This is a genomic window from Micromonospora globbae, assembly GCF_003610785.1.
GTDB lineage: Bacteria > Actinomycetota > Actinomycetes > Mycobacteriales > Micromonosporaceae > Micromonospora > Micromonospora globbae.
The window spans coordinates 51,664-64,245 of sequence record NZ_RAQQ01000007.1 but is presented as its reverse complement, the minus strand read 5'-3'; the positions used below and the strand labels follow the sequence as shown (position 1 = coordinate 64,245).

The 12,582-nt window shown below is 76.3% G+C and carries 11 protein-coding genes; 3 read left to right on the top strand and 8 right to left on the bottom strand.

Annotation, left to right across the window (positions count from 1 at the left end):
* Positions 1 to 69 precede the first annotated feature (69 nt).
* A complete protein-coding gene (locus D7I43_RS11510) occupies positions 70 to 3,717 on the top strand; it encodes a SpoIIE family protein phosphatase (protein ID WP_120328448.1) in 3,648 nt (1,215 codons plus the stop codon).
* 84 nt (positions 3,718 to 3,801) lie between these two features.
* On the opposite strand, the gene D7I43_RS11505 is transcribed toward D7I43_RS11510, so the two are convergent.
* Positions 3,802 to 4,116, bottom strand: a complete 315-nt coding sequence (locus D7I43_RS11505) for an STAS domain-containing protein (RefSeq protein WP_120328447.1) — start codon at positions 4,114 to 4,116, stop codon at positions 3,802 to 3,804.
* A 92-nt stretch (positions 4,117 to 4,208) separates the two neighbouring features.
* Here D7I43_RS11505 and map point away from each other — a divergent pair, with 92 nt between their 5' ends.
* Both map and D7I43_RS11495 read left to right on the top strand, forming a co-directional pair.
* Positions 4,209 to 5,066, top strand: a complete 858-nt coding sequence (gene map / locus D7I43_RS11500) for a type I methionyl aminopeptidase (protein WP_120328446.1) — start codon at positions 4,209 to 4,211, stop codon at positions 5,064 to 5,066.
* Positions 5,063 to 5,779 (top strand): VIT1/CCC1 transporter family protein, encoded by a 717-nt coding sequence (locus tag D7I43_RS11495; protein WP_120328445.1) that lies wholly within the window; start codon positions 5,063 to 5,065, stop codon positions 5,777 to 5,779. Before map ends, D7I43_RS11495 begins: the two co-directional genes overlap by 4 nt.
* A 7-nt stretch (positions 5,780 to 5,786) precedes the next feature.
* On the opposite strand, the gene D7I43_RS11490 is transcribed toward D7I43_RS11495, so the two are convergent.
* From D7I43_RS11490 to D7I43_RS11460, 7 genes are all read right to left on the bottom strand, one after another.
* Positions 5,787 to 6,524: a nucleotidyltransferase domain-containing protein gene (locus D7I43_RS11490; protein WP_240032920.1), complete on the bottom strand. Its 738-nt coding sequence runs from the start codon at positions 6,522 to 6,524 to the stop codon at positions 5,787 to 5,789.
* 146 nt (positions 6,525 to 6,670) lie between these two features.
* A complete protein-coding gene (locus D7I43_RS11485) occupies positions 6,671 to 7,171 on the bottom strand; it encodes a nitroreductase/quinone reductase family protein (RefSeq protein ID WP_120328647.1) in 501 nt (166 codons plus the stop codon).
* A gap of 100 nt (positions 7,172 to 7,271) precedes the next feature.
* On the bottom strand, positions 7,272 to 10,064 hold the full coding sequence (locus D7I43_RS11480; RefSeq protein ID WP_240032919.1) for an FtsX-like permease family protein: 2,793 nt from the start codon (positions 10,062 to 10,064) through the stop codon (positions 7,272 to 7,274).
* Positions 10,061 to 10,795 (bottom strand): ABC transporter ATP-binding protein, encoded by a 735-nt coding sequence (locus D7I43_RS11475; RefSeq protein WP_120328444.1) that lies wholly within the window; start codon positions 10,793 to 10,795, stop codon positions 10,061 to 10,063. Before D7I43_RS11475 ends, D7I43_RS11480 begins: the two co-directional genes overlap by 4 nt.
* Positions 10,792 to 11,388 carry a PadR family transcriptional regulator gene (locus D7I43_RS11470; RefSeq protein WP_120328443.1) on the bottom strand — a complete coding sequence of 199 codons (597 nt, stop codon included), beginning with the start codon at positions 11,386 to 11,388 and terminating at the stop codon, positions 10,792 to 10,794. Before D7I43_RS11470 ends, D7I43_RS11475 begins: the two co-directional genes overlap by 4 nt.
* 78 nt (positions 11,389 to 11,466) lie before the next feature.
* Positions 11,467 to 11,916: a ferritin-like domain-containing protein gene (locus D7I43_RS11465; RefSeq protein ID WP_120328442.1), complete on the bottom strand. Its 450-nt coding sequence runs from the start codon at positions 11,914 to 11,916 to the stop codon at positions 11,467 to 11,469.
* Complete coding sequence (locus D7I43_RS11460) at positions 11,913 to 12,419, bottom strand: hypothetical protein (RefSeq protein WP_240032918.1); 507 nt, start codon at positions 12,417 to 12,419, stop codon at positions 11,913 to 11,915. The genes D7I43_RS11465 and D7I43_RS11460 overlap by 4 nt, the downstream gene beginning before the upstream one ends.
* Between the last annotated feature and the right edge of the window lie 163 nt (positions 12,420 to 12,582).

Genomic DNA, 12,582 nt, shown 5'->3' with positions numbered 1-12,582 from the left:
GCCGGGGTACAAGGCGGAGCACGGCGGAGATCATCGGCCGGGTGGGACGGGGCCGGTCCGGGAGGGTGCATGAGTTCGGCGCTGGGGGGCACGGACGCGGAACGACGACCGGCCGCCGACGACCACCTTCCGCGGTCGCTGGCGGCGGCCTTCGCCAACGGCGGCGAGATGGGTCGCCTCCTGGCCACCTTCGACTGGTCATCGACCCCGCTGGGGCCCCCTCGGGAGTGGCCGGCCGCGCTCACGGCCGCGGTCGGCACGATGCTCGCCTCCAGTGCGCAGATCGTCATGTTCTGGGGTGACGAGCACCTGGCCTTCTACAACGACGCCTACCGGCCGACGATCGGCGGCAAGCACCCCGACGCGCTCGGCCGGCCGGCCCGGACGCACTGGGCGGAGACCTGGAGCGTGCTCGCCCCGCTGCTGTCCGGCGTACGCGCCACGGGCCGCTCCTACCGGGCGGAGGACCACCCGTTCCTGCTGGAACGGCACGGCTTCCTGGAGCAGACGTACTTCGACGTCTCGTACGACCCGATCCGCGACGCGGACGGCACGGTCGGCGGCGTCTTCTGCATCGTGAACGAGACCACCGGGCGGGTGCTCGGCGAGCGGCGCATGCGGGCGCTGGCCGAACTCGCCGCCGACCTCGCCGACGTGGGCACCGCCGCCGCACTCGGCCGTGCCGCCGCCGCGGTGCTCGACCGGCACCGGGCCGACGTGCCGTTCGCCCAGATCTGGCTGCGCGACGAGGGGGACCGGTTCGTCCTGGCCGGGTGCAGCGGCGAGGCGCCGACCGCCCCGGCCGCGCCCCCGGTCGCGCTCGCGCGGATCGACGACGGCGGGCCGGTGACCGTCCCGGTGGCGGAACTGCTGGACCCGCCGCCCGCCGCGGCGGCCGACCGGGCGCTCGTGCTGCCCGTCACGGCGGCGAACCAGACCGTCGGCGCGCTCGTCGTGGGCGTGTCCCGCCTCCTGCCGCTGACCGCGGAGTACCGCGGCTTCCTGGACCTGGTGGCGGCCGAGATCTCCCGCGCGGTGGGCAAGCAGCGCGCGTACGAGCAGGAGCGCGCACGCGCCGCCGAGCTGGCCGCCCTGGACCGCGCCAAGACCAACTTCTTCGCCAACGTCAGCCACGAGTTCCGCACCCCGCTCACCCTGGTGCTCGGTCCGCTGGAGGACCTGCTCGCCGACCCGACCCTGCCGGCCGCCCACACCGACCGGCTCGCCGTGATGCACCGCAACGCGCTGCGCCTGCTGAAGCTGGTCAACACCGTGCTGGACTTCTCCCGGCTGGAGTCCGGCCGGCTCGCCGCCCGGTACCAGCCCACCGACCTGGCCGACTACACCGCGCGGCTGGCCAGCACGTTCCGCTCGGCGACCGAACGGGCCGGGCTGCGGCTGGTGGTCGACTGCCCGCCGCTGCCGACGCCCGTCCACGTCGACCGGGACATGTGGGAGAAGATCGTCCTCAACCTGCTGTCGAACGCCGTGAAGTTCACCCTCCACGGCGAGATCCGGGTCCGGGTGCGGGCGGTGCCCGAGGGCGCCCGGCTCGAGGTGGCCGACACCGGGGTGGGCATCGCGGCGGAGGAGCTACCGCACGTCTTCGAGCGGTTCCACCGGGTGCCGGGCGTGCGCGCCCGTACGCACGAGGGCACCGGGATCGGCCTGGCGCTGGTCCGCGAGCTGGTCGAGATGCACGGGGGCGAGGTCGCCGTGACCAGCCGGGTCGACGCGGGCAGCACGTTCACCGTGACCGTCCCGTTCGGTCGCACCCACCTGCCGCCCGAGCGGGTGGTCGAGGCCGGGCCGGAGCCCGCGGAGCCCGAGCAGGCGCTGCTCCACGTCGCGGAGACCGCGCTCTGGACCGGCACGGGCGCGGCCGTCTCGGTCGCGGCCCGTCCCGCCGCGCCGGCCGGGCGGATCCTCGTGGCCGACGACAACGCCGACCTGCGGGAGCACGTCACCCGGCTGCTCGCCCCGAGCTGGGAGGTGGTCACCGCGGGCGACGGCGCCGAGGCCCTGCGGCTGGCCGTGACGGGCAGCTTCGACCTGGTGCTCGCGGACGTGATGATGCCCGAACTGGACGGCTTCGGGCTGGTCGGCGCGCTGCGCGCGGACCCGCGTACGCGGCACGTGCCCATCGTGCTGCTCTCCGCCCGCGCCGGCTCCGCCGAGGCGGTGGCCGGCCTGTCGGCCGGCGCCGACGACTACCTCACGAAGCCGTTCTCCGGCCAGGAGCTGATCGCCCGCGTGCGGGCCAACGTGGAGCTGGGGCAGCTACGCGGACAGATCATCCGCCGGCTCCGCGCGCTCGCCGACGCGGCGGTGGCCGTCAACACGGCCCGTTCCACCGCCGACGTGCTCCGCGTCGCCGCCTCGCACGCGCTCGACCTCGTCGGCGCCGCCCGGGTGGTCGTCACCGCCGACGGCGGGCGCGCCGAGGCGGACGCCGGGGGCAGCGCCGGCGCCGACCCGTCGTTCGTGCTCGCGCTCACCGGCACCGGCGGTGAGCCGCTGGGTGACCTGCGGGTGTGGCGGCGGGACGGCGACGGCGGGGACACCGACGAGGCCGCGCTGACCCAACTGGCCCGGCTGGTCGGCGCGCGGCTGGAGAACGCCCAGCTCTACGAGGCCGAACACCGCACCGCCACCACCCTCCAGCACAGCCTCCTTCCCCGGTCGCTCCCCCAGCTGCCCGGCGCCGTGGTGGCCAGCCGGTACCTGCCGGGCACCGCCGGCGTCGAGGTCGGCGGCGACTGGTACGACGCGATGGTGCTCGACGACCGGGAGCTGGTGCTGGTCATCGGTGACGTGGTCGGCAAGGGGGTGCAGGCGGCCGCCGCGATGGGGCAGCTGCGCAACGCGCTGCGGGCGTACCTGCTGGAGGGCTTCGACCCGGGCGAGTCGCTGACCCGGCTGAACCGGCTGGTCACCCTCACCGAGCGCCGATCCTTCGCCACGGTCCTCTGCCTGCTGTACCACCCCGGCACCGGGCGGCTGCGCTACGCCAGCGCCGGCCACCCGTCGCCGCTGCTCGTACGCGGTGGTGACGTGGTGCTCCTGCACGACCGTGCCCTCGGACCGCCGGTCGGCGCCCTGCCCGGCGCCTCGTACCGCACGGTGGAGGGTCGACTGGCCACCGGCGGCCGGCTGCTGCTCTACACCGACGGGCTCATCGAGGACCGGCACGTCGGCATCGACGAGGCGCTGGCCCGGGTGCGCGCGGACGCGGCCGCGCCCACGGAGCACGTGGCCGACCTGATCGACGCCGTGGTGGCCCGGGTCGCCGGGCGGCCACGACGCGACGACGTGGCGGTGCTCGCGCTGGAGGCGACCGAACCCCACCGGTTCGCGTTGCGGCTGCCGGCCGACCCCACCCGGTTGAGCGTGCTGCGCAAGCGCCTGGAGGACTTCCTCGTGGCCCACGGCGTCGGCGAGACGGACCTGTTCGACCTCACGGTGGCGATCTCGGAGGCGGCCGCCAACGCGATCGAGCACCCGGTCGCCCCGGCCGAGCCGACGATCGGCGTCGAGGTGGCGATCGAGGACGGCACGGTGGTCGCCACGATCCGCGACAGCGGGCGGTGGCGGGAGCCGACCGGCTCCGGGTTCCGGGGCCGGGGGTTGTCCCTCATCCGGGCGTTGGGGGACCTGACCGTCGACCGTACGCCGGACGGCACGCAGGTGACGCTGCGCCGGCGGCTGCGGGGCTGAGCGGGACGGGACGGTCACCGCGGGAGCGGGACGGGACGGTCACCGCGGGAGCGGGACCGGACCGTCACTCCGGGAGCGGGACCGTCACTCCGGCCGCAGCCAGGGCTGCTCGCTCAGGCCGGAGACGTCCAGCACGCGGCGGACCTGCCGGGACGGCAGGACGCTGAGCGCGTCGGGAAGGCGCTGGGCGAGCCGGACCAGGGCGTGGATCGCCGCCGAGTCGAAGAAGGTGACCGCCCGCAGGTCGAGCGTCACCCGCGCGGCGGGCTCGCGCAGCGCGGTCTGGAACATCGTGTCGGCGGTGGCCATGTCGACCTCGCCGGTCACCACGACGAAAAGATCGTCGCCGTCGATCTCCGCCGTGGCGGAGAAGACGGGCGGCGCGACCCCGTGATCCACCCCGCCACCATGGCACAACGGGGCAGACGGGGCAACAGGCGCCCGTGCGGACCGTCGCGGGCGTGTCCGTGTCGCGGCGATAGGCTTGGACCATGACCGTCCGTGCGCCGCTGACCCCAGGCACGCTCTCCCCGTGGCGAGCGGTTCCCGCCCACATCCCGCGTCCCGAGTACGTGGGCAAGAAGGGCCCCCGGGAGTTCCACGGATCGCACGTGCAGACCCCGGAGACGATCGAGAAGATGCGCGTGGCCAGCCGGCTCGCCGCGCAGGCGACCCAGCTCGCCGGGGAGCACTGCAAGCCGGGCGTCACCACCGACGAGATCGACAAGGTGGTGCACGAGTTCCTCTGCGACCACGGGGCGTACCCGTCGACGCTGGGCTACAAGGGCTTCCCGAAGTCCTGCTGCACGAGCCTCAACGAGGTCATCTGCCACGGCATCCCGGACTCGACGGTCCTGCAGGACGGCGACATCATCAACGTCGACGTCACGGCGTACCTCGACGGGGTGCACGGCGACACGAACGCCACCTTCTGCGTGGGCGAGGTGAGCGAGGAGGCCCGGCTGCTGGTCGAGCGGACCCACGAGGCGATGATGCGGGGCATCCGTGCCGTCGCCCCGGGGCGCCAGATCAACGTGATCGGCCGCGTCATCGAGTCGTACGCCAAGCGGTTCGGCTACGGCGTCGTGCGCGACTTCACCGGGCACGGCATCGGCGAGGCCTTCCACAGCGGGCTCTACGTGCCGCACTACGACAGCCCCCGGCCCACCGAGGTCATGGAGCCGGGCATGACGTTCACGATCGAGCCGATGATCACCCTGGGCACCTACCAGTACGACATGTGGGACGACGGCTGGACCGTGGTCACCAAGGACCGGAAGTGGACCGCCCAGTTCGAGCACACGATCGTCGTGACCGAGGACGGCCACGAGATCCTGACCCTGCCGTGACCGACAGCCCGGCGGCGCTGCGCGAGGCGCACCACGCGGACGTCTCGGGCGGCTGGCTCCGCCCGGCCGTGTTCGGGGCGATGGACGGGCTGGTCACCAACATCGCGCTGATCGCCGGCGTCGGCGGCGGCGGGGTGTCGCCGCGCAGCATCGTGCTCACCGGCGCCGCCGGCCTGGTCGCCGGCGCGATCTCGATGGGGCTCGGCGAGTACACCAGCGTCCGGTCGGCCAACGAGCAGGTCGCCGCGGAGGTGGCCAAGGAGCGGCGCGAGCTGGAGCGGCACCCCGAGGCCGAGGCGCAGGAACTGGCCGACACGTGGGTCGCCCGTGGGCTGCCCCCGGACCTCGCCATGCAGGTGGCGCAGGCGCTGCGGCGCAACCCGGAGGAGGCGCTGCGGGTGCACGTCCGGGAGGAGCTGGGCGTCGACCCGGACGACCAGCCGAGCCCGTGGGCGGCGGCCATCTCGTCGTTCCTCTTCTTCTCCGTCGGGGCGTTCGTGCCGTTGGTGACCTACCTGCTCGGCTTCACCAGCCTCGGGCTCGCCCTCGGCGTGGGCGGGCTGGGCCTGTTCGCGGCCGGCGCGGTGGTCGCCCGGTTCACGAACCGGCCCTGGTGGTCCAGCGGCCTGCGGCAGCTGCTGCTGGGCGCCGCGGCGGCCGCCGCCACGTACCTGGTGGGCGCCCTCATCGGCGTCCAGGGCGGCCTCGGCTGAGGCGCCGTCACGTGGTGAGCAGGTCGTCGACCGTCCCGTCGACCGGCTGACCCCGGGCGGCCAGCTCCTCGGCCTGCCGGGCCAGCACCGCGCCCACCTCGGTCATGTCCGCGCCCGCCAGCCCGGTACGCCGCACGGCGTCCCCCGGGTCCCGGAAGTAGGTGCGGCTGAGCAGGCCGTTGACGGTCGCGGCGGCCAGCCGGGCCTCGCCCAGCATGAGCAGGGCCTGGTCCGTCTCGTACCACTCGGCCAGCCGCGCGGCCCGGGCGTGCGCCGCGTGGCCCCGGTACCACGCCTGGCGGGCGGCGGCGCTGAACTCGGCCGGACGGGCCCGGGCCAGACGGCCGAGGTGCTCGTCGCGCAGGGTCCGCAGCCAGCCGGTCGGGTCGTGCAGCGGGCGGGTCGTGACGTACCGGTCGGCCGTCAACGGCCAGAGCGAACTGATCACGCGGGCCTGCCGGAGGTGGTCCTCGGCACCGGCCACGGTGAGGTCGACCAGCACCCCGTCCACCCGGCGGGTGGCCGGCGCCGGGCCGGTGCCCGGGCGGTACGTCACCACGAGGATCCCGATCTCCCCGTCCCCGCCGCCGTCGTCGTCGCCGTGTGCCAACGGCCCGTGCACGGCGACCGCGAGCACGTCGGCCGGGAACCGGCGCCGGGCCGCCTCCGCCACGCGTTCGGCGACCGTCCACCGGGGATCGGTGAGGTGCCGGTCGATCTCGACGTCCTCGTTGTCGACGCTCACGCCCGACGCCCCCTGCGACCTCGTGGACGCGCGCGGCGCGTCCGCTGCCCGGTCAGGGCGTCGCCGGCCGGCCCGGGCCGCTCGCCCCGCTGACCGCGGGCGCCCCGGCGGCGACGTGCGCGCCGGTGGCCCCGCTGGGCACCACCCTAGCGGCGGCGGTCGCCGGCACCCGGCACGCCGCGCCCGCCGGGGACCAGCCGGAAGACGCGGATCTCCCGGTCGCCGGCCCGGCGCACGTACGTCCGGTACGCCGGCCACTCGGTGACCAGGCGCTGCCAGAGCCGGTCCCGTTCGGGGCCGGTGACGACCTCGGCCCGGACCGGGACGCGGCGGCCCCTGACGGTCACCTCCGCGGCCGGGTCGGCGAGCAGGTTCAGCGACCAGCCCGGCTGGTGCGGCTGGCCCCAGTTCGAGCCGACCACCACGTACGCGTCCCCGTCGCGGACGTAGAGCAGCGGCGTGCTGCGGGGCTGGCCCGAACGGCGGCCGGTCGTGGTGAGGATGAGGGACGGGACGAGGCCGAGGGCGACCACCCGCCCCCGGGTGAGCCGCCCGACGGCCCGGTCGGCCGGGACGAGCAGGCGGGCGACCGCCGCGAACCAGCGGTGGTGGCCCAGGCGGCGGGTGACGGCACCGAACACGGACACGGGGGACAGTCTGCCGGCCGCCCGCTCCCGGCCGCGTCCCGGGACCGCGTCGCGGCCGGCGGGGGTGCACAGGAAGGCCGGGCCGGCCACCCCGGTGCGGTCAGTCCAGGCGCCGCTCGACCGGCAGCCGGGAGCGGGTGAACAGCCCCGCCCCGAGCATCGCCACGAGTGGCACGAGCACGAGGACGCCGAGGGTCGACCAGGGCACGACGAGCGGGTACGGGTCCTCGATGGGCCAGCTCTCGGCGTACTGCCGGTTGGTCGAGAGCAGGATGATGAGCGCGGTGCCCAGGCCGGCCACGATGCCGAGCACCGACCCGAGGCCGGCGATCACCCCGGCCTGGCAGAGCGCCAGCAGCCGGCGTACGCCCGGGCCGGCCCCGACCGCGGCGAGCGTGGACAGGTCCGCGCGGCCCTCCGCGGCGGCGAGTCCGGTGGCGATCCCGGCCGCGCCCACCGTGACGAGCCCGGCGGCCCCGGCGAGCAGGAGCAGCAGCGGCTCGCTCCCGCGCGGCGGGACGCCCGACTCCACGTCCACGATCACCTCGCCGTACGGCCGCAGCGCGTCGGTGAACCGCTGCCGCTGCCGTTCGTCGGGAACCTCGGGCGCCGACGCGATCCAGGACGTGGTGCGCGGGGTCAGCCCGAGCCGGGTGGCCGCCGCGGGGGAGATCAGCAGCCGGGTCGGGCCGACGGCGCCGGGCAGCGCGTGGCCCGGCAGCACACCGCTGACCGGGGGAGTCGGCGACACCGATCCCACGCTGGCCCGGTCGACCCGCACCGCCACCCGCCCGTCGTGCAGGTAGCGCGGGTCGGTCACCACCACCCCGCCGGCGCGCAGCACGGCGGTGGCGGCCGCGGCCTCGGCGGGCCCCGCGCCGGTGAGCAACGGCAGCGCGGTCCCGTCGTCCACGACGACGTGGACGTACGGGCCGTAGTAGTCGTGGGACCGCAACTGGCAGCGCGGATCGGCCCGGGCGAGCCGGCGCTCGGCGGCGCTCATCCCGTCGCGCGGCTGCCACGGGCAGGCCCTCTCCGGCGGAAGCACCGGCTCGACCGCGCAGTAGTCGACCGGCCCGCTCACCGCGTCGCAGTCGACGAAGTTCACCGGCACCACCGCGCTCGCGCCGAGGTGCGCCCGGGCCGCCGCGGCGACCTCGTCGAGCGGGGGCGCGGGCCGGTCCGCCTGGGTCTGGCTGACCTGTATGTTCCCGAGGGGCAGGGCGGGCTGGTAGGCGACGCGGTCGCGTTGCGCGTCGCTGGCCAGGTAGGCGCCCAGCGCGACGCTGGCGGCGACGGCCGCCATGACGGCCGAGATGGCCGGTGCGGCGGAGGCCCGGTTGCGGCTGGCGTCCCGCAACGCGATCCGGGGAGCCAGCGGCAGCGCCCGCCCCAGCCGGGCCAGGAGGCCGATGAGGGTCGGCGTGCAGAGGACCAGGCCCAGCTCGCCGAGGATCAGTCCGAGGAGGATCACCGTGGGGGTGGTCCGGGTGGCCCCGAGCGCCGCGACGGCCGCGCCACCGGCGGCCAGGACCACCCCGACCGTCAGCCACCGCCCGCGGTCCCGTGGCGGCGTCCGCCGGCCGGCCAGCCCGGCCACGACGTCCTGCCGGGCGGCGGTCCACGCGGGGGCCAGCGCGGCGAGCACCCCGGCCAGCACGGCGACACCGGCGACCACCACCAGCGCCGCCGGCCAGCAGCGGTAACCGCCGAAGCGGGCGCCGAAGACGTACTCCTCGACGAGCGGCCGGCCGGCGAAGGCCGCCGCGACGCCGAGGACCAGGCCGGCGGCGGCGCCGAGGAGGCCCAGCACCACCCCGTCGGCGAGGACCACCCGGCGGAGCTGGGCGGCGTCGCCGCCGGCCACCGCGACCAGGGCGAGGTCCCGGCGCCGTCGGCGTACGCCGACCGCGAAGGCCGGCCCGACGAGCAGCACCACCTCCAGCAGACCCAGACCGCCGACGAGCACGCTGGTGCCGAGGTCGTTCACGTCCGCGCCGCCCTGGCCCGGCCAGAGCCGCAGCGACGACTCATCCTCCGCACCGGTCCGGGCCGTCACGACCAGGCCCTGCTCGTTGAGCCGCCGTACGAGGTCGGCGTCCACCGTCCCGGGCACGTCGGCCAGCCAGGTCGCGTCCGGACCGGGCTCGACCGGGGGCACGGCCGCGGGGTGCAGGGCGAGCATCGGGCCCAGGTTGTCGGGGAACTCGACCACCCCGACCACGCGACGCGGGCCGTCGCCGGTGGTGACGGTGCCGCCGATCCGGATGTCGAGGCGGCGCAGGGCGGCGCGGCTCGCGGCGACCTCGTCGGGACCGGCCGGTGCCCGCCCCTCGCGCAGCCGTGCCGTGCCGAGGGCGAGGGGGTCGGTGAGGTCGAGCGCCCGGCCCATGATCGTCTCGTCGCGGCCCTGCGCACGGACGGAGACCGGTATCCAGTCGCGGATCCCGGTGACCCGGCCGCCGGGCCCGAGCAGCGCCGTGAGCTCCTCGGTGGTGAGCGTCGAGCCGGGCCCCGACGGCTCCGGGTCCCGCGACGACCAGCTGTCACCCGACTCGTCCTGGACGACGGGGTGACGGGAGACCCAGTGCAGCGCGGCGTCCGCCACGCCGAGTTGTCGGTCGAGCCGCTCCTCCTGGGTCAGCTCCGCCATGTCGTAGCTCGCCGCCACGAACGTCAGCACCAGCACCGGCAATGTGATCATCGCGAGCACCAGCGCGGTCCGGCCGCGGGCCCGCCGCGCCTCGCGCCGCGCGATCCGCAGCGCCGTCCGCCACGAGCCGGCCAGTTCGGCCGTACGCCGGCGGCGCAGGGGCGTGGGGGTCGGCGCGGTCGGGGGCGTGTCCCGCGTGCCGGCCGGGGGCCGGATCCGACCGCCGGAGCGGACGGTCACCGCCCGCTGCCGCTCAGCAGCTGCTCGACGCTGCCCAGCGGGGCCGTCGAGTCGACCAGCACCCCGTCGCGCAGGAACACGACCCGGTCGGCCCACCCGGCGTGGCGTGCCTCGTGGGTGACCAGCAACCCGGCCGCACCGGCGTCGACCCGGCGCCGCAGCAGGTGCAGCACGGCCTCGCCGGTCTGCGAGTCCAGCGCGCCGGTCGGCTCGTCGGCCAGCACCAGCCGCCGCTCGCCGACGAGCGCCCGCGCGATGGCCACCCGCTGCTGCTGGCCGCCGGAAAGCTGGTCCGGGAACCGGTCGCCCAGGTCGGGCAGGCCCACCTCGGCGAGCGCGGCCCGGGCCATGGCCCGCGCCCGCCGCACGCCGGTGCCGTCGAGTTCCAGCGGCAGCGCCACGTTCTCCACGGCGGTCAGGCTGCCGAGCAGGTTGAGGTTCTGGAAGATGTAGCCGACCCGGCGGCGGCGCAGCTGGGCCAGCCCGCGGCGGTCCAGGGCGGCCAGCGGCTGGCCCTCGACGCGCACCTCGCCGGCGGTCGGGCTGTCCAGCCCGCCGGCCAGCGCCAGCAGGGTGGACTTGCCGGAGCCCGACGGGCCCATGACGGCGACCAGCTCACCGGGCCCCACGGTCAGGCTCACCCCGCGCAGGGCGTGCACGGCGGCCGGGCCGGTTCCGTGGGTGCGGTGGACGTCGCGTACGTCGAGCACCGCGACGTCCGATCCCGTCACCGCCGGGCCTCCTCGTCGGCCGGTAGCACCGCCTCTGCGCCTCGCGACGCGTCCGGGGACTGCGGGCCGGGGGCGGGCGGGCGGTAGCGCACGAGGCTGGTCTCGCAGTGGTCCAGCCAGCGCACCTCGGCCTCGGCCTGGAACACCATGGCGTCCAGCACCAGCCGCCACGGCAGGTCCTCCGGCCGGTCGCTGGCGTACTTCAACCGGGTCAACTCCTGCAACGCCCGCATGGTGGCGGCGCGCTGGGTCTGCACGACCGACCGCACGTCCACGCCCGGGGTCGTGAGCGCCAGCGCCAGCTTGATGGACAGCTCGTCACGGGGGCGGTCGGTGCGGCTCACCGGGGTGGCGAACCAGAGGGCGAGGTCCGCCCGGCCGGCGTCGGTGATCTCGTACGGGCGCTGCCCGGCCTCGCTCTCCGGCAGGGAGCGCACCAGTCCGTCCCGTTCCAGCCGGGAGAGCGTGGTGTAGACCTGCCCGATGTTCAGCGGCCAGGTCGACCCGGTCGACTCCTCGAACGCGGCGCGCAGCTGGTAGCCGTACATCTGGCCGCGTTCCAGGAGGGCGAGCAGCCCGTGACGGATGGACATGGGCGGAGTATGCATACCTGGTATGCGACCCGCAACCGGAGGTGATCCCCGTCGCGGCCGGCCGACCGGGGCCGGGGGTCAGGTGGGGCGGCCCGGGAACGGCACGGTCACCGGATCGACGCCCGCCGTACGCCGCCAGCGGGTGGCCCGGACCGAGTAGTCGATGAGGGCGTCCAGCGCCTGGTCGCGGTCGGGACCGGTGGTGGCCGCCAGTGCCGCCCGCCAGTGCGCCGCCGTACGTTCCTCGACCTCGACCGCGAGCCGCAGCGCGCTCGCCCGGTCGGTGATCGGGAACGGCAGGGCGTACCCCGCCCGGTCCGGGGGGACGGTGGCGCCCGCGGTGCTGAGCTGGAGCACGAGCGCGTCCCGGCGGCGCCGGTGGGCGGCCTCGGCCTGCCGGGCGGCCGTGCGGGCCGCCCCGCTGAGCCGTACGCCGATGGGGCCGTACGCGTAGATCGCCGCGTACTCGGCGGTCAGCGCCGCGGCGAGCGCCTCGGCGGGCGCGGGTGGTGCGGCGCGCTCGCTCACTTCAGTGCCTCCAGGTGCGTGGCCCGGGCCGCCGCGATCGAACCGACCAGGGGCGCGCGCTCGGCGGACGCCGAGGCGCAGGCCGCGACGGCCGCGTCCCGGCCGGCGCGCTCGCGCTGCCGCAGGTCGGCGAGGGTGGCGTCCGGGTCGGTGGACGGCGCCCCGCTGGGCGCCGGGGTGGACGAGGGCGGCGTGACCCCGATGAGGCGGGCCAGCTCGCCGGCGTGCGCCCGGTGCGCCTCGGCGATCGGGGTGAGCCGCGCCGCGAGGTCGGGGTGTGCCGTGGCGGCGTCCTGGTACGCGGTGGCGAGCGTCAGCGCCTCGTCCAGCAGCGGACGCAGCGGATCGGGTGCCTTCGGTGCCTCGTCGTCCCCGCCGAGAAGATCACATCCGGCCAGCGGCGCCGCCGCGGCGCCGAGGGCCAGCAGCCCTCCGGCGCGCAGCAGACCGCGCCGGGAATGCCCGGGCGCCGGGATGCGCTGTGCTGTCCTGCCTCTGGCCACCGGACAAGTCAACACCATGCGCAGGGGCACGCGGGGCACCGCCGTCGGTGCGCCGCCCGGCCGGGTGGCCCTCAGGCGCGTTACGCTCTGCGCAGCCACCGGGCGCGTCCGCCCCGGTGGCGTGCCGGCATTGGGGCGGGACGAGGGTCACCGTCGAGCAGGA

Bases quoted from the DNA above. Each gene is read 5' to 3' on its own strand.
- D7I43_RS11510 (WP_120328448.1), top strand. From the start codon at position 70: ATGAGTTCGGCGCTGGGGGGCACGGACGCGGAACGACGACCGGCCGCC.
- map (WP_120328446.1), top strand. From the start codon at position 4,209: ATGACCGTCCGTGCGCCGCTGACCCCAGGCACGCTCTCCCCGTGGCGA.
- D7I43_RS11470 (WP_120328443.1), bottom strand. From the start codon at position 11,388: ATGTCCATCCGTCACGGGCTGCTCGCCCTCCTGGAACGCGGCCAGATG.